Origin of the sequence: Pontiella sulfatireligans, assembly GCF_900890705.1 — a bacterium.
GTDB lineage: Bacteria > Verrucomicrobiota > Kiritimatiellia > Kiritimatiellales > Pontiellaceae > Pontiella > Pontiella sulfatireligans.
The window spans coordinates 2,262,766-2,280,679 of sequence record NZ_CAAHFH010000001.1 but is presented as its reverse complement, the minus strand read 5'-3'; the positions used below and the strand labels follow the sequence as shown (position 1 = coordinate 2,280,679).

General features: G+C 54.2%; 12 protein-coding genes. 10 read left to right on the top strand and 2 right to left on the bottom strand.

Features of this window, described 5'->3' with window-relative positions:
• The first annotated feature begins 331 nt into the window (after positions 1 to 331).
• From SCARR_RS07725 to SCARR_RS07690, 9 genes are all read left to right on the top strand, one after another.
• Positions 332 to 3,412: a hypothetical protein gene (locus SCARR_RS07725; protein WP_136060914.1), complete on the top strand. Its 3,081-nt coding sequence runs from the start codon at positions 332 to 334 to the stop codon at positions 3,410 to 3,412.
• 177 nt (positions 3,413 to 3,589) lie between these two features.
• On the top strand, positions 3,590 to 4,894 hold the full coding sequence (locus SCARR_RS07720; protein ID WP_136060913.1) for a hypothetical protein: 1,305 nt from the start codon (positions 3,590 to 3,592) through the stop codon (positions 4,892 to 4,894).
• A 353-nt stretch (positions 4,895 to 5,247) separates the two neighbouring features.
• A complete protein-coding gene (locus SCARR_RS07715; RefSeq protein WP_136060912.1) occupies positions 5,248 to 6,732 on the top strand; it encodes a hypothetical protein in 1,485 nt (494 codons plus the stop codon).
• A 161-nt stretch (positions 6,733 to 6,893) separates the two neighbouring features.
• Positions 6,894 to 7,922 carry a metallophosphoesterase gene (locus SCARR_RS07710; RefSeq protein WP_136060911.1) on the top strand — a complete coding sequence of 343 codons (1,029 nt, stop codon included), beginning with the start codon at positions 6,894 to 6,896 and terminating at the stop codon, positions 7,920 to 7,922.
• Positions 7,923 to 7,976: 54 nt separating this feature from the next.
• On the top strand, positions 7,977 to 8,141 hold the full coding sequence (locus SCARR_RS28095; protein ID WP_168433105.1) for a hypothetical protein: 165 nt from the start codon (positions 7,977 to 7,979) through the stop codon (positions 8,139 to 8,141).
• A gap of 19 nt (positions 8,142 to 8,160) precedes the next feature.
• Complete coding sequence (locus SCARR_RS07705; RefSeq protein ID WP_136060910.1) at positions 8,161 to 8,469, top strand: hypothetical protein; 309 nt, start codon at positions 8,161 to 8,163, stop codon at positions 8,467 to 8,469.
• 232 nt (positions 8,470 to 8,701) lie between these two features.
• Complete coding sequence (locus SCARR_RS07700) at positions 8,702 to 9,634, top strand: DUF1670 domain-containing protein (RefSeq protein WP_136060909.1); 933 nt, start codon at positions 8,702 to 8,704, stop codon at positions 9,632 to 9,634.
• On the top strand, positions 9,631 to 10,443 hold the full coding sequence (locus tag SCARR_RS07695; RefSeq protein WP_168433104.1) for a DUF1670 domain-containing protein: 813 nt from the start codon (positions 9,631 to 9,633) through the stop codon (positions 10,441 to 10,443). Before SCARR_RS07700 ends, SCARR_RS07695 begins: the two co-directional genes overlap by 4 nt.
• 447 nt (positions 10,444 to 10,890) lie before the next feature.
• Positions 10,891 to 11,715 carry a reverse transcriptase domain-containing protein gene (locus SCARR_RS07690; protein WP_222846217.1) on the top strand — a complete coding sequence of 275 codons (825 nt, stop codon included), beginning with the start codon at positions 10,891 to 10,893 and terminating at the stop codon, positions 11,713 to 11,715.
• Positions 11,716 to 12,007: 292 nt separating this feature from the next.
• Here the strand turns inward: SCARR_RS07690 and SCARR_RS07685 are convergent, their stop codons facing one another.
• On the bottom strand, positions 12,008 to 14,653 hold the full coding sequence (locus SCARR_RS07685) for a glycosyl hydrolase family 28-related protein (RefSeq protein WP_136060907.1): 2,646 nt from the start codon (positions 14,651 to 14,653) through the stop codon (positions 12,008 to 12,010).
• A gap of 132 nt (positions 14,654 to 14,785) precedes the next feature.
• Entirely contained in the window at positions 14,786 to 15,760 is a 975-nt protein-coding gene (locus SCARR_RS07680; RefSeq protein ID WP_187356372.1) for a glycoside hydrolase family 130 protein, read from the bottom strand.
• Between the two features lie 273 nt (positions 15,761 to 16,033).
• On the opposite strand from SCARR_RS07680, the gene SCARR_RS07675 reads away from it, so the two are divergent.
• Complete coding sequence (locus SCARR_RS07675; RefSeq protein ID WP_168433103.1) at positions 16,034 to 17,443, top strand: MFS transporter; 1,410 nt, start codon at positions 16,034 to 16,036, stop codon at positions 17,441 to 17,443.
• Positions 17,444 to 17,914: the final 471 nt, after the last annotated feature.

Sequence of the window (17,914 nt, the reverse complement as noted above, 5' to 3'; positions counted from 1 at the left end):
AATGATTTTGTCATCATCAGTTGCCGCATCGTGCCGAGTGCAACTCGGCGATCCTGTTGTTTCCAATGTCTGGAACCTTTTTTTCCAATGCTTGGAAAACCTGGGGGGCTACTTTGAGTTCTCTGCCCCGATCCGAAGGGTCGGATTCAAGGAAAGTGTCGGGGTAATCACGCTCTCTTCGAGCGTCAGGCTGATTCCCTTCAACAAATTTACATATTGATTCAACGCAATCAAGCTGGGGTCGCGACAGGTGGAATTGTAGTTTCTAGGTTCTAAATAGAGTTTTAGGGTGAACGGTATGAACGCCGTGTTTAATTCGATGAGGAAACAAATGATGCGCTGGAATAGTTCGACACTTCTTTGTGTGGCGATGGTGGTGGGAGCGGGGGCCTTGACGCAGGCAACCGAGGCTGCCTCTCCCCCGGCCGATCATCGCAATTACGCGTTTCTTGATGGGGAGATCTCACAGGAGGTGCTGGAAAATTACCTCTCCCGTGCGATTACCATTGCGGAATGTCTGCATTCAAACGGCTTGTACAATAGTGGGATGCCCTATGAGGATTCGGATGATGATCTCCGCATGATTCTGAATACCGGGGCCAAATTTGTCGGCCGGGCCATTTTTCAGTGGGACAAACCGGCTCTGTTTAATGAGCCCGGCTGGCTCGCCGCCGCTAAGACGAAAATGGAAGCGGTCCATCAGGAGGATCCCACCGTTATTTTTCAGGCCGCAATCTTTGAGAGTGTCACTGACAAAGTAAATGAAGTCCCGATCCCGGACTGGGTGTTTGAAGAATTCGGAATGAGCGTGGAACAACGGAACTTCAACTATGAAGCGATGCTCAATCTCAATGGGAACTATGTGGCCGGGACCCCGGGATGGGACAAGGGCTTTAGTGTTCCGGATATTACTCGCTTGGAAACGCAGCTGTTCTTTTACTTTATGGCCAGGCAGTACATCGATATCGGGATCGAGGCCATTCACTGGGGGCAAATGTCGCTCATGGCCATGGGGGACCACAATAATGATTATACCGCCTGGCAGACGGTGCTGGGCAAAGTTCGGGCGTATGCCCGCGACCACGCCCGGCGAGGCACGGTCCTGTGTGACGCACACATGACCAACTATGGTCTGAAGACGGCAGATGGTCATTTCCTGTGTGACTTTTCCTCATTCCCCTTGCGGGTGAAAGAGGATCTTGCCAACGAGGGCGGCGGGCTGCTGGAAGTGGGGCATATTAGCTCGATTTACGGGAAAACTCCGGGCGGAATCACTCCCAGCGGATGGTTCTGCAAACGCATTCCCTATCTGGTCGAGTTTGATAACTTCGGAGGTGTGCTCAATCCCGGGGTTGCTGATCTCAACAGCCATTGGGTTTGGGGATATGACGAAATAAGCTGGTTTGGGTCACTGGATGAGGCCCGCCGCAACGAATTTCTGCGCTATGCCTTCAGCTGGTTGAAGAAGCATGACAACATGGGATATCTGGAAATGCCGGGGAACCGGCGCCACAAACTCACGGTTGAGGGTAGTTGGTCACGCTTCCGGGCGAACCTGAAACAATACTGCTCGACCGGGACGGATCTGGAGGTTGTAATTAAAGAATTATGGAGTGCGGGTACGGTGGGATTCTGGCGTTTTGAGACGGGTGCCGTTACAAATGATTCCAGCGGGAACGGGTTGGATCTGACGCAACGGATTGCGGGTGCCTCTGGTGGCGGTGCCGGCTATCCAGAGGGAGTCGCCCGTAATGAATCCGGCGCAGGCTCTTTTTTATCGACCATTCCTCAGACCGTGGCGGCGAACACCGGGGTTTCATATTTTAACGCCAAAGGGAACCATTGGGCCGTTGCCGATACGAACCTCTTTGATTTCGGAGGCGGCGGTTTCACATTCGAAACGTTCGTGACGCCATCGGATCAGGGCCTTCAGCAGGTTGCAATAAAGGACGAAGAGTGGAAGGTTACCATTAATAGCGCCAATGGAATTCTGACTGTGTCGCTATGGGATAGCGCAACCAATGACTGGGTGGATGCGAAGAATACATTTGATGGAAATACGACCTTTGCGACGGGGAAAGATTTTTATATTGCCGCGGTTGTGGATCCGGGCGATACCGATACCGCACTGACACTCTATTATCGGAACCTGACCGATGGGGGAGATTTGTTGAGCGTGGATACAACGATTGCCGGATTAAATTCTATCAATAATACAACGAATGATTTCTTGCTGAATGGTTCGCAAAACTTCCAGGCGGTGGACTATATGGATGAGGTTCGTTTGAGCTACGGGGCGCTGAGCCGGTCCGAGTTGCTTGCAACCGTGCCCGAACTCGGCTATTGGCGTTTTGAGCCAGGTGTCGCCACGCATGATTCCAGCGGAAACAGGTTGGATCTGACGCAACTGATTGCGGGTGCGCCTACTGGCGGTGCCGACTATCCAAAGGGTGTGGCTCGTCCTTCCACCGGCGACGGCGTGTATCTGCCGACCATCCCACAGAGTGGCGTGACGAACGCCGGGGTTTCTTTTTTTAATGCCAGGGGGAATCACTGGGCCGTTGGCGATACGAACCTGTTTGATTTCGGAGCCAACGCCTTTTCGTTCGAAGCGTTCGTAACGCCAACGGCGGGGAATGGTTTTCAAATCGTTGCCTCAAAGGCTGAAGAGTGGCGCGTAACTCTTCATGAAGGAACGGGTGACCTTATCTTTGGGATATGGGATACAGCCATCAGCAACTGGGCAACTGCGCAGGCCAAGCTCGATGGAACGAACTCTTTTGCGGGATCGGTTGATTATTACATTGGAGCCGTCGTGACACCGGGTGTGAGCAATACAGCGGTAACGCTCTATTACCAGAACCTGACCGATGGTGGGGATCTGTTGAGCGCTGAGAAAACCATTGCCGGGGTAAACTCTATTCAGAATACAACGAATTCTTTCTTGCTGAATGGTTCTGCAAACAACAAGGCTGTCCGCTACATGGATGAGGTCCGTTTGAGCGCCGGGGCGCTGAGCCGGTCCGAGCTGCTGGTTTACTCCGCGGTCGTGGCCGACCCGAGCGGGTTTGATGCGTTTGTCGATCAGTATGACCTTTCCGGTGATCCGTCCGCCAATGCGGACAACGATGAACTCACCGACTGGGGCGAATATGTCTTTGGCGGAAATCCGACCAATTCGGGGGATATCGGAACGCAGCCTTCGTTTGATTCCGGGGACTACCTGTTCTCGATAGTTGGCGACAGCGCCCTGCAGTATTATGTGCTGACAACCACCAATTTGGTCGAGGGCAGTTGGGGAACCAATACCGGCCCCGTTGCGATTACCGACGAGAGCGGAGAGCTGGGCAGCTACAGCAATGCGGTCGGAACCGCGGCCGACGAGTTGTTCATTAAACTGTTGGTGGAATAAGAACCGATTTTTATATATTTACATTTATATGGAGGTTTTATGAATACGGGTACAGAGTTTATTAAGGTTTCTGCGGACGGCCGCAACTACGGTGACTCGTTTGCGGTCGGCTGCGCCCCGACCGGCAGGCGCGATGTGAACGGTATGACCGCCGTGGTTTATTCGATGAGGAAACAAATGATGCGCTGGAACAGGTCGACACGTCTTTGTATGGCGATGGTGGTGGGAGCGGGGGCCTTGACGCAGGCAACCGAGGCTGCCTCTCCCCCGGCCGATCATCGCAATTACGCGTTTCTTGATGGGGAGATCTCACAGGAGGTGCTGGAAAATTACCTCTCCCGTGCGATTACCATTGAAGAATGCCTGCATTCAGACGGCTATTACAATAATCCTGCAGTCTATCATGATGCGGATGATGACGTCCGCATGATTCTGAATGTCGGGGCCAAGTTTGTCGGCCGCGCCGTCAAGCAGTGGAATAGTCCGCAGTTGTTTAATAAGCCCGGCTGGCTGGTTGCGGCAGAGAACAAAATTGAAGCGGTCCATCGTGAGGATCCAACCGTTATTTTTCAGGCTGGGATCTTTGAATGTATTTCTGAAAAAGTAAATGTAGTCCCGATCCCGGACTGGGTGTTTGAAGAGTTCGGAATGAAGCCGGAACAACGGAACTTCAGCTATGACGCGATGATCAATCCCGATGGCAAGTTATGGGCCGGGGACGTCAATTGGCCCCCAAACTTTACGGTTCCGGATATTGCCCAAACGGAAACCCAGCTCTTCTTCTTCTTTATGGCCAAGCAGTACATCGATATCGGGATCGAGGCCATTCACTGGGGGCAAGCGTCGAAAATCGCCATGGTTGACAAGAAGAATGATTTTGCCGCCTGGCAGACGGTGTTGGGCAAAGTGCGGGCTTATGCCCTCAAGCACGCTCGGCGAGGCACTGTCCTATGTGACGCACACATGGAATCGAACACCTTTGGTCTGAAGACGGCAGATGGTCATTTCCTTTTTGACTTTTCCTCATTCCCCTTGCGGGTGAAAGAGGACCTTGCCAATGAAGGCGGTGGGCTGCTGGAAGTGGGCCATATTAGCTCGATTTACGGGAGAACTCCGGGCGGAATCACTCCCAGTGGATGGTCCTGCAAACGCATCCCCTATCTGGTCGAATTTGATATCTTCGGAGGTGCGCGGAATCCCGGGGTTGCTGACCTCGACAGTCATTGGGTCTGGGGATATGACGAAATGAGCTGGTTTGCGTCATTGGATGAGGCTCAGCGCAATCAATGGCTGCGCTACGCCTTCAACTGGCTGAAGGAACATGACAGCGTCGGATATTTGGAAATGCCGGGGAACCGGATCTATCAGCTCAAGAAGAATGAAATCTTCAGACGCTTTCAGGCGAACCTGAAAGAACATTGCTCGGCCGGTACGGACCTGGAGGTTGTGATTAAAGAATTATGGAGTAATGATTGTCCCTGATTAAAGCGGCCCGGATCCTGGCGGTAGCGCGAGAATTGACCCGCACCGTTTGTGGCGGAGCTGCGCTAGGTTCCTTTGTTGCTGAATGCGGTTGGGGCCTCTTTTCTGCATCTTTGAACTGATGCATGAAATGGCAGAGGTGGGTTTAGCCGGCGGCGCGGGCGATCTCTTCGAGCGTCAGGCCGGTTCCCTTCAACAAATTCACATCTTGATTCAACGCAATCAAGCTGTGGTCGCGACAGGCGAAATTGTAGTTTCTCGGTTCTAAGTAGAGTTTTAGGGTGAACGGTATGAACGCCGTGTTTATGGAATAAGAATCGATTTTTACATATTTGCATTTATATGGAGGTGTTATGAATACGAGAGTAGAGCTTGTTAAGGATTCTGTCATACTGTTCAAGCAGGATGTAGCGAAGAAATTTACTTTAAATGCGGAGGGCCGCAATTACGGTGATTCGTTTGTGGTCGGCTGCGCCCCGACCGGCGGGCGCGCTGTGAACGGTATGACCGCCGTGCTTCATTCGATGAGGAAACAAATGATGCGCTGGAACAGGTCGACACGTCTTTGTATGGCAATAGCTGCGGGAGCGGGGTCCTTGCAGGCGACCGAGGCCGCCTCTCAATCGGGCGACCAGCGCAACTACGCGTTTAGTGATGGGGTCATCTCACAGGAGGTGTTGGAAAATTACCTGTCCCGTGCGATTACCATTGAAGAATGCCTGCATTCAGACGGCTATTATAAAGATACATTCCTCTATCCTGATGCGGATGATGACGCCCGCATGATTCTGAATATCGGGGCCAAGTTTGTCGGCCGCGCCGTCAAGCAGTGGAATAACCCGCAGTTGTTTAATAAGCCCGGCTGGCTGGTTGCGGCAGAGAAAAAAATTGAAGCGGTCCATCGTGAGGATCCAACCGTTATTTTTCAGGCTGGGATCTTTGAATGTATTAGTAAAAAAGTAAATGTAGTCCCGATCCCGGACTGGGTATTTGAAGAGTTCGGAATGAAGCCGGAACAACGGAACTTCAGCTATGAGGCGATGATCAATCCTGATGGCAAGTTTTGGGCCGAGGACGTCAATTGGCCCCCAAACTTTACGGTTCCGGATATTGCCCAAACGGAAACCCAGCTCTTCTTCTTCTTTATGGCCAAGCAGTACATCGATATCGGGATCGAGGCCATTCACTGGGGGCAAGCGTCGAAAATCGCCATGGTTGACAAGAAGAATGATTTTGCCGCCTGGCAGACGGTGTTGGGCAAAGTGCGGGCTTATGCCCTCAAGCACGCTCGGCGAGGCACAGTCCTGTGTGACGCACATATGGATCAGGCAACCTTTGGTCTGAAGACGGCAGATGGTCATTTCCTTTTTGACTTTTCCTCATTCCCCTTGCGGGTAAAAGAGGATCTTAGCAACGAAGGCGGTGGGCTGCTGGAAGTGGGCCATATTAGCTCGATTTACGGGAAAACTCCGGGCGGAATCACTCCCAGTGGATGGTCCTGCAAACGCATCCCCTATCTGGTCGAATTTGATATCTTCGGAGGTGCGCGGAATCCCGGGGTTGCTGACCTCGACAGTTTTTGGGTTTGGGGATATGACGAAATGAGCTGGTTCGCGTCACTGGATGAGGCTCAGCGCAATCAATGGCTGCGCTACGCCTTCAACTGGCTGAAGGAACATGACAGCGTCGGATATTTGGAAATGCCGGGGAACCGGATGTATAAGCTCAAGAAGAATGAAATCTTCAGACGCTTTCAGGCGAACCTGAAAGAACATTGCTCGGCCGGTACGGACCTGGAGGTTGTGATTAAAGAATTATGGAGTAATGATTGTCCCTGATTAAAGCGGTCCGGATCCTGGCGGTAGCGCGGGAATTGCCCGCTCCGCTTGCGGCGGAGACGCACCAGAAAGAAATGATCAGCCGAACTCTCTATTGCTAATGGAGCCTTCTGGAATCCACTGCGCTGTAAAATTCGGAACCTCTAAAAACGGATGTCTTGATGAAAACGAATAGAGTCTCAGTTCTTCTAATAGCCTTGCTATCTCAACTGTTTGCGGTGGCGGAGCCGTTGCCTGCGAGCTTGCCGAACTTTAAAGAGGGGCAGGCGTTCACCATTGCGGTTTTGCCTGACACCCAGTTCTATGCCGACACGCGACACAAGCTGTCGAGCAAGTGGGGCAACGGAGACCTGCGTCGCTACTTTTTCGAGCAAACCCGCTGGGTGCGTGACAATCAGGAGCGGCTCAACATCGCGTTTCTCATTCACGAAGGAGATATCGTGCAGGCGGACGGGCCGGAGGAATGGGAAATCGCGAAAGAGGCCATGTCAGCTCTGGACGGAGTAGTGCCTTACTGCATGTGTCTGGGCAACCATGACATGGGGTATGAAAAGGTGCCTCAGGATAAAAAGTATGGCTTCAAGATTGCCGTTGATCGGACTACGCAATTCAACACCTACTTCCCCCGCGAAAAATTTGCAAAATGGCGCGAGTTCGGCGGCACCTTCGATCCGGATCTTCATGACAATTCCTGGTATCACTTCGAGGCTGCCGGTATGCAGTTCCTGATTGTGAATCTTGAATTTATGCCGCGCGATGCCGTGCTGGACTGGGCGAATAAAATCGTTGCCGAGCATCCAGGCCACCGTGTGATTGTGAATACGCACTCCTACCTGAACCCAAGAAAGATGAGACCCGTCAAGCGGGTGAAACCCGGCGGCAACCCCGGCGAGCTGATCTGGCAAAAGTTTGTCAGCAGGCACAGAAACATCTTCATGGTGCTCTGCGGGCACTACGGCGGAGAGGCGATCCTCACCTCCACCGGTGATCACGGAAATCAGGTTTACCAGATTTTGAGCGACTACCAGGGTCTTGAGAACGGGGGGCAATCATGGCTGCGAACCATGGTCTTTCAGCCGGAGGCGAACAAGATCGGCATCTATACCTACAACCCTGCACTCGATAAATTCAGAAACGGCCCTTCCAGCAGGTTCGACCTAGATTATCCCATGATACCTCCGGGAATGTAACGCGTTTGCATTGTCAATGATTACATAACCTCCGCGGGGATTGAATACCGGCTGGTGTATAAAAACGAGCTCACCTCCACGAACGGATGGCTGCCGGTCACACCGCCGATGCCGGATGGATGGACGAACGGCAGCGGATCAGCGATCCTGATTACAGATCCACAGAGTAGCCCGCAACGCTTCTGCCGCATCGAGGCCCGGGTGCCGGGAGGGAAGTGACCATTGGCGTAGCAGATCTGTGGGAACGCGACTATATCTGCGCCTCCTCCGGCAATCTGACGGCGCCGCCTTCACGGATCCAGAAGAGGCGCTTGCCGGAACCGATGCCGCCAGAGCCGATTCGATCTTTACGCTGCTGCCGACCACATCCGGTGCCATGAAGTGGAACGGCAAAGCAGGGTGCAGTTATACCGTCTCGGAATCGCCTGAATTGGATCCGGCGGATTGGAACGTGGCCACTAACATCGGCGCGCTCGCGACCGATCAGCTCATCGAGCTCTCCCTGCCCACATCATTCTTCTACCGCGTTGAAGTTCAGTATCCCTGAGGTAGGGCTCGGTCGGCGGTCCGTCCCTGCCGACGATGCGGACAGACGGGGATATTCAATATCTCCGCCTGTGTTTGCTATTCTAACCATAATTCTGTCAGGTTGTTACGCCATAATCATTCATTCTGCGATCTTCTGGTGTGTCAGGATAAATCGGACTTATCTATTCCGATTAGGGCACCTGTCCGGTGCCCTTAATCGGAAATAAGGGCAGGTGTACTGCAGGGGGTGGATGTCCTCCCGTTGGCCCCGCATAATGCGGGGTGAAAACCCAACAAACAGAAAGGACATCCACATGATCAAGCGTACGGACAATGCACAGGCGGAACAAGCCCGCCGATTAAGAATAAAGACGCAGGAGCAACGGTTGGCGAAGCTGGCCGTCGAGGGGGCTGGACTAAGCCCCTGGGAGGCTGACGAACTCGTCGAGGTCGTCAAAGAGGTCTTCTTCGCGGAACCGCAGAACCAGCCGCTGAGAAGCGGACAGATGTTTTACGAGTGCGTGGAGACCTCGGAGGGCGCAGGCAAGCCTTTGCGGGAATGCCGCTTGGCCCGCGTGGTGCTGACCCTCCATGATCCCGGGGATATCAATGAGGCCAATAAGTCGGGTGCGGACGGTCTGCGCCGCCACTGCATCCTTCGGTTGACCGAAGAAGCCCGCGAGCAAGGCGGGTTGCTTTCCCAGGAAGACCTGGCGAGATTGCTCCATTGCGATGTGCGCACGATTCGTCGCGATGTGCGGGCTTTTCGCGAAATACAGATCATTGTGGCCACGCGCGGCCAGCAGAAGGACATCGGGCCGGGCGTATCGCACCGGGGCGTGGCGATCCGCCACTGGATCGATGGCGATGACACGCCGGAGGTCGCGCGTAAGATCAACCATAGTCTTGCCGCGGTGGAGCGCTACATCCAGGCTTTCGCACGCGTGGTCTTCCTTGCGCAGCACAAGTTCGATTGTTTCGCAACGGCGTTGACGATGGGCATTTCCGTCGCCGGAGTGAAGACCTATCTCGAAGTGCTCGCCGAACACCGCAACTCCCCGGGGTTCAAGCGAAGGCTCCAGGAGCTTGAGATCATCGGCGGGAAGTTCTTCGAGGCGGAGGACTTCCAAAAAGGGGGACCTTCACCCCGCGCGAATGCAAGAAACGCATGGAGGCAGCCGTGAAAAAACAACAGACCCACCTCCAGGCCACCTACAACCCGATGATGCAGAAAACCTTTGTCGGAGCGCTCGAATCGTTCTTCGCCGACGAATGTCCCCAGCTCGGCGGCCAGCGCACCCGCAAGGTGCTCGTGCAGGCCATCCTGGGCATGGTCAATGAGTTCTATCCGGAAACCTCGCACCTGCGTCAAGGGCAGATCCAATGGGTCACCGTCGACAAGGACGAAACCGCTTCCTACGGCAAAAGCATGCGCAACACCCGGCTCAAAAGCGTCGTGCTCGACCTCGTGCAACCCCAGGACATCGCCGACCGGGCCGATGGCAGGCGTCTGCGCGACATCAAGAAAGAAGCGGCCGTCCGCCTCTTCAAACAGGCCGACGACCAGAACGGCTGCATGACCAACGCCGAAGTGGCCATCCTATTGAAAATCTCGCCGCCTACCGTCGGGCGCTACATCCACGAATACGAGTTCGAGACCGACGAGCTGGTGCCGCGTCGCGGCACCATCCACGACATGGGGCCGACGCTCACCCATAAAAAGCCCATCATTCGCAAGCTGTTCCTCGAGGGAAAAGACGTCGGGCTGGTCAGCCGTGAAACACGGCACTCTCCCGAGGCGATCCACCGCTACATCCGCAACTTCCGGCAAGTGCTGCTTTGCCGCCAGAAAGGGCTCGACGAAAAGGAGACCGCCTTCGCTGTGAAAATATCAGAAAGGCTGGTGCTCGAATACCACGCGCTCATCGATGAGTTCGCCGAAGAGAACATCGTGCTCGAAAGCATCTTGCAATATATCGGGAAGGAATTATAACCAATGAACTTTTACGGGAGGACATCCACCCCCTGCAGGACACCTGCCCTTATTTCATCTGAAAGGAGATGAACTTGTCAATTGAATGTTCAACAGGTAGCCAATGCGGCGGTGAAAGGAGCAATCCCCAAGCCGAAGCCCGCAACGGCGAACCCGCGAGCCGTAACGGTAGAGAACTCGATTCGGCCTCGTTACGCTATTCGGAAGTGGTCAAGCCTTCAGAGATGCTGAAACCTGTAGCCAGCGATGAAGAAACATTCGCATGCGGTCGCTGGACTTCCCGGGGTGGTTGGAGATGGCGCGTGGGGAAAGATAAGTCGCGGAACCTGAGAGACCCTGCTGGTAATCAGGCTTGCAGGGAGTCGGATGGCCTCATAGTAGCGAAGAAGGACTCAACTCGTCTGGAGCGAAGGGGGCTGGCTATAAGTATGCAACTGTGGAGGTGTTATGCATCCGCTTGACCCCTTGGTCGATTACGGAATCTCGGAGCGAGGGTATCTGGACATCGGAGATGTTCAGCTCGAACTGCTACCGGACAAAGTGCACGAACAGAGACAGAAGCTATATCAAAAAGCGAAAGCTGAACCGAAGTTCCGCTTCTATGCGCTGTACGACCGAGTCTATCGGAAGGATGTGCTGGAGGCGGCCTTCAAGCACGTCGGTAAACGCGGCAAGGCCGCCGGAGTCGATGGGGTGACAGCGGAGGAGCTGCTCGACAGGGAAAATGGAGTGAAGGACTTTTTGGAAATGATCCATGAAGAACTATGCGCCAAAACCTATCGGGCAAGTCCGGCTAAACGGGTGAATATACCCAAGGCAGGCGGGGTGATCTCGCCCTTGCTGGCAAACGTCTATCTCCACTGGTTCGACCACATGTTCCACCGTAAGGATGGCCCCCGGCACTGGGCAAATGCCCGGCTGGTACGCTATGCCGATGACTTCGTAATCCTCGCCCGCTATCAAGGCAGCCGCATTGATGAATGGGTCAAAGGAACCATCGAAGAATGGATGGGACTGCGACTGAACCAAGAGAAGACGAAAACCGTAAAGCTGTGGCAGGACGAGCAACTCGACTTCCTCGGGTACACGTTCCAGAACCATCGCGACCTGCATGGGCGCGATAAAATGTACCTGAATGTATATCCTTCAAAGAAATCGATGAAGCGCGCGCGGCAGACCTTGAAAGAGAAAACCAACTCGAAGAAATGCTTCAAGCCCGCAACCGAGGTTGTAAAAGACCTGAATCGGTATCTGCAAGGCTGGGGAAACTAGTTCAACTATGGCTACTCTCGAAAAGACCGCCGTGACATCAGCCACTATGCGCGGGGACGGATGGTTCGCCACCTGAACCGACGGAGCCAGCGAAAGTACGCACGTCCGAAAGGGATGAGCCATTATCGGTATCTTGAAGAATTGGGGTTGGTACGCCTATGATGAACGCTTACAGGAGAGCCGGATGCGGGAAAACCGCACGTCCGGTTCGACGAGGGGGAGCAACGGGAAGGGCATTGCTTGCAACCGCCGCCCGTTGCTCTCTACTCTACCAAAGCTACGCATTCATAAGTTAGTTTTTTGTAATATCCTTGTTGATGACAACGCCTTTGAGGTGGAGGTTTCCGTTTTCGAAAGTGCCGCTTTTTTCGGCGCGCGGCTTTTTGTTGATGTTGAAGCCTTCGGCCATGGAGGAGCCGATCAGGCGGACCGGCTTATTCAGCGTTTCAAAGTTCAGGGTGCTTTCGGTGGGGCGCATCATGTGGTTGTTGATCATGTCGAGTGCACCGCCATTGACGAGGATCCCGTCGCCGGGCCGGACGTAGGTGGCGACCTGCAGGGTGAGTTTTCCGCCATCGACACGTGCCGTGTAGTTTGGCTTGCCCCACATCATGGTGTTGAACATCTGGATGCCGCTCTTTACGTCTTTTCCAACCCAAGCGTAGGATTTGTTGTTGGTTACGTGGTCGGGTTTGATATCACCGCCAAAGTGATCCATGCAGACGAGTTTGGCGTTGATGAGGCTGATCGGCTCTTTGTTGGCAGATTCGACATAGAGGCTGATGCGCGAGCCGTCGGTGCCGTGACCGATGGTGAGGCTGTTGCGCGGCGAGCGTCCATTTTCTTCGCGGTAAAGGAGTCCGTATTTAGATCCGTAGACAAAGTTTTCAAACAGCAGTTCGTTTTCGCAGTCACCGATGGCGAGCGCGTCGAGGTTGCTTTTCTGGTATTTCCAGAGGCCTGCCCATTTTTTATCGGTGTTTTTGACGACCTCCGGCTGGAATTTGGCGTCGTGGTTAGAGCGCAGCCAGTAGTGGGTATTAAATTGGGTGTGGGCAACCACGCCGTCTTTGGATCCTCCGCCGATCTGGATGCCGACCTGGATGCCGGCGCCGCCGATATAATCGGCGAAGTGACGGTCGGAGCGGTAGGTTTTGAAGTCGACAAACTGGTAAGGATTCACGCCGTTGACATAAATGACGTATACATCGCTTCCGCGGCTCTGAATGGTGAAGGGGTAGGGCTTGATGTTGTCCCACTCCTGTTCGGGGTAGTAGAAATGTATCCCCCGGATGCCCGATTTTTCCATGAGGGCGACAGCGGGAGCGGCGTCGGCTTTGCCGCGGTTTCCGACGGGCATGAGCGTGGTGCCTTCGGACATACTGTGGGTGGGGACTTCCGCGCAGCCGCGCAGCTCGACGCCGGTGGGCACGGTCAATTCACCCTTAAGGAGATAGTAGCCGGCGGGAATAAACACAATGCCGCCGCCGTTCGTTCCGGCTTTATCGAGCGTGGCCTGGATTTTTGCGGTGCAGTCGGTTTTCCAGTCGGTCGGCAGATCGACGACGAAGAGGTCGTTCTTTGCCGGTTTGTGGCCGCGCGCCGGCGGACGCTTGAGCACGGGCATTTTTGCGAATTCCATTTGCTCGTGGTCGATGACGATGTTTTCGTTTGCCGAGTCAAACTGGATGTTTGGCTTCCGTCTGTTGAAGCGGTTGCCGAGGATCGTGGCGGCGGTGCAGCCTTTTTCGAGGCGGATGGCGGAGTCTTTGTCTTCCAGTTCGGAGTCAACCATGGCGAGGGTTCCGTTGGAGAAGGTGATGTCGCCTGCTTCAATAGTGCAGTGCTGGAGGGCAACGCGTCCGCGCCCGGCATTGATGATGGCGTGGTCGCCGCCGGAAATGGTGCAGTCGTGCATCAGGATGGGGCCGCCGAGCCGTTTGCCGGTTTTGACGCCGATCTGGTTGCCTTTGAGTTTGCAGTTGGCGAAGGCGTAGCCGATGCCGTTGGCGGCTTCGTTGTAGAAGGCGGTTTCGCAGTTTGAGATGTCGAGGGCATAGAACTGGGAGTTGCCGCCCATGTTATTTATTTCATTAACGAACAGGCCGGTGTTGTAGCCGCGGATGGTGATGAAGGCGGCGTATTCCCAGTCGCTGCGTCCGATATGGATAGCGGTTCCGTTTTTCAGCAGCCATTTGCGGAATTTCTTTGCGAATTTCGGCGCACCCGGCAGGCCGGAGTTGATCCAGGTTTTGGGGGAAAAGTGGACGCTTTCCATGCGGCCGATGTCGGTGCAGTGGTGGATAAATACGCCTTTTTTCAGCGGGGTGCCGTGGACGTTTCGCAGATAGTGCAGGCAGAGGTTTTCAGGACCGGATTTGAAGCCTTGGTATGGATTGACCAGCGTCACATTTTCGAGCGTGACACAATGGTTATTTCCCTGCCACTCCTCGATCGGAACCTGTTCGATGGCCGCCGGGTAGGGGACGATTTTTTCAGTTTTCTGCTCCGGATACCAGATGGAGAGGTTCTTCAGTCCGGTGCCATCGAGCATGGAAATGAACGCCGTACCTTCTTCAAGCCCTTTGTCCGTGTAAACGTTTAGAATGGTACCTTTGATTTCCGGATTTAAGGCCGGATCCGCCCAGTCGCCGCGCAGTGTGACGTTTCGGGGAATGGTGAGGTGTCCGTGAAAGGCATAATGTCCGGCGGGGGCGTAGACCGCGCCGCCGCCCTGTTTCGTCATCGCGTCCAGCGCCTGCTGGAAGGCAACCGTATCATCGGTCTTGCCGTCTCCCTTTGCACCGAAGTCCTGAACGGCAAAGCCGACTACGGAAGGCGATTGTTCCGGTCCGGGGTTGTGTACAACCTTCCAGTTCGGTTTGGCTACGAAGGATGTGATGGTAAGCGATAGAAGGGCGCTGATGGTTTTAGACATAATAGTTACCTTTTTGGATATCGAACAATGAACAAGAAACTCCGAGTTTTGAAGGGAATCTATATTTCAAAATTCGACATTCCTTGTTCGTGATAATGCGGTTCAAGGCGGCGATTTCCCGCCGCCCTCTACTTAGCTGCAGTGTTCGCGCGGCTTTTCGTTGTTGAGGTATTCCATCACGTCATCGATGGTCGTGAAGGCGATGCCCATGTGGGTGTCAGCCGCGCCGTAGTAAACGGCGATGCGCCCGGTTTCGGCATCGGCCAGAGCCGCGCATGGGAAGACGACGTTCGGGACGCGCCCTGAAACTTCATAGTCCATTTCCGGTGCCAGTAGCGCGGTGTAGCTACGCTTGAGGACGATGGTAGGATCTTTGAGGTCGTGCAGGGAGGCTCCGACGGAGTAGATGTTGCCGTTACAGGTGCTGGTAACACCATGGTAGAAGGAGAGCCAGCCTTCGCTGGTTTCAATTGGAATGGAGCCTGCGCCAATTTTAACTCCCTGCCACCAGCCGTGCTTGAAGTCCGCGCCCATCACCCAGCGGTGTTCGCCCCAGTATTTCATGTCCGGGCTGTAGGAGAGGAAAATGTCGCCGAACGGGGTGTGGCCGTTGTCGGATGGACGGCTGAACATGGCAAAGCGGCCGTCAAATTTTTTCGGGAAAAGCACGCCGTTGCGGTTGAAGGGCAGGAAGGCGTTTTCGAGCTGGGTGAAGTTTTTGAAGTCGGTGGTGGCGGCCAGTCCGATGGTCGGGCCGTGCCCGTCTAGCGAGTTGCACCATGAAATATAGTAGACGCCTTCGATCTCGACCAGGCGCGGGTCGTAGGCCCACTGAATGATGCTGGGGGTGCCGTCTTCGCGGACGAAGGGAATCGGCTCGTGTTCAACGTCCCAGTTGACGGCATCTTTACTGTAGCCCAGGTGCAGGAAGGGGACGGTATCCATGTGGTCAACTCGGAAGACACCGATGAAGCCGCCTTCGTAGGGGAGCAGGCCGCTGTTGTAGACGCCCAGTGCGCACGGAATTTCGCGCGGACCCATGATCGGGTTTTGGTCGAAGCGCCACATCACATCGTTGGAATCTTCCGGACGATCCTGCCATGGCATGTTTGCTACAACCGGGCCGGTAATCTTCGGTGCTGTGCCCTGATTGGTGATGGTTTCGATTTCAGTAAAATCAATTACGGGTTGCTCGAGTGTGCTTTCTTTGCTCATCGAATGTCTCCTGATGTTGTATAATCGTTTCTGCACTAAAGTGCGAGGTTTGCGCATTGTTGGATAAAATGCCTCGCAAACGTTTACACCCTGTGCAGAATGAGCGGCTTTACAAGGAAAATATTTGAACAATCTAAGCGGGCACCATCCGCGAGGCAGGTGAAAATGGGACAGGAACACCACAAAACAGCGAAAAAAGATAAAATTCCGTTCGGTAAAAAACTGGCCTACGGCATGGGGGGGATGAACGACACCCTCATGAATAATGCCTTTCACAACATTGCCAACCCGATTCTTAACATGACGTTGCACATGAGCCCGACGCTGATTGCGTGGGCGCTCTTTATTCCAAATTTATGGAACGCTTTTTCCGATCCTATCTGTGGGCATATTTCTGATCAGGCGCGTTTTAAAAGAGGGCGTCGGCTTCCATTTCTTATTCCTGGAGCCCTTGTTGCCGCGCTGGCACTGGTTGGCTTGTGGGGCTTTCTTCCGGAAGGTTTGAGCGGCATGCAGTATTTCTGGATCACCTTAGTGGGTGCCATGGTGTTTTTTACAGGGACAACCATCTTTCTTGTGCCCTACAACGGGCTCGGCTTTGAAATGACGGGCGATTATCACGAGCGGACGCGCCTGATGTTTATTCGCAGCATCATGGCCAATGCCTCCGGCCTGTTGCTGCCCTGGATCGCGGCGGTTCTGTTCTGGGACGGTTTCGCTTCGCCGTTACGCGCTGTGCTCTGGCTCTCGGCCGGAATTTCGGTGGTGTTCCTCCTGGCCGCCTTTTTCCCTTCTAAATTCTGCGAGGAGCGGTTGCATGAACAGGCGCAAAAGCAGGAACGTATATCCATTTGGGTGGCCATCATGGATTCATTCCGGAACAAGCCGTTCCTGTTGGTGCTGCTCACAATTCTGCTGTTGGTGATGAGTTATTTTACGGCCGACCTGTCGGGGCAGTATCTGATCATCTACTACATGTTTGAGGGCGTGAAGGCCGACGGCGCCGCGCTTATCGGTATGAATGGCACGATCAACACCATCGTCAGTCTGGCGGCGATTCCGCTGGCCACGTGGTTGTCGCTCAAGATCGGAAAACGGCACGTAATTATCAGCTTTATGCTGTTGGCGGGGGTCGGTGCCGCACTGCGCTGGTTTTTCTATACCCAGGGCAATCCCTATCTGATCTTCATCACGACCATCATGATCGCGCCGGGGTTTTCCGCGCTTTGGTTGCTGATCCCTTCGCTGCTGGCGGATGTATGCGACTATGAGGAACTCAAGTCCGGTCGCCGCGCCGAAGGTACACTTGGAGCCATGTACAGCTGGGTCAACAAGCTGGCCTTTTCGCTGGCGTTCCTCGTTGCCAACCTGTCGCTCGACTGGGTTGGTTTCAATGTGGAGCTGGATGCCAACCAGACCGATGCCACCTTTCTCAAAATGCGCCTGTTGTTTGTACTGATTCCTGCCATCGGCTTTTCTGTCGGTGCGCTTGCAATGTGGCGCTACTCGCTCACTGAAAAACGAATGTATGAAATCAAGGCCGAGCTCGAACAGCGCCGCGCCGAAAGTAAATAAGGATATCAAATGAGTGCGCCAAGCAAAGCTGTTTTAAACAAGCTGGACAATCCAGCCCATGCAAAGGTTAGCCGCCGGCATGGAATAGACCTACACGGTTGAGGAGGTAACGAGTCAGTCGAAGCTGTAGGAATAGCAGTTCGTCAGCCACAACGGAAGTGAAGGCTATAAGCCCCGAAATTTTCCATTATTGCATAGGGCCAAGGGTTTCATTTCCTGGAAGCCAGTATCGTGCGGCTCGCTAAGGGCGAGAGTTGCACGGCGTGTCGGGGTCTCAGGCCGTGGCGGGCGGATGAATTGTTTAGGACGGAACTTGGGAGAACCGTAGCGTTTCGTAGAAGCTGTTGAGGAAGCCGAAGAGGCGACGAGACGGTATGTCGCTACGGTAGTCGGATCAACTCGTAGTAGGGGAGTAGGCAGGGTAATGCCCGCCGAGGACATAGAGCCACCCGAAGGGGTTGACGGTTTGTC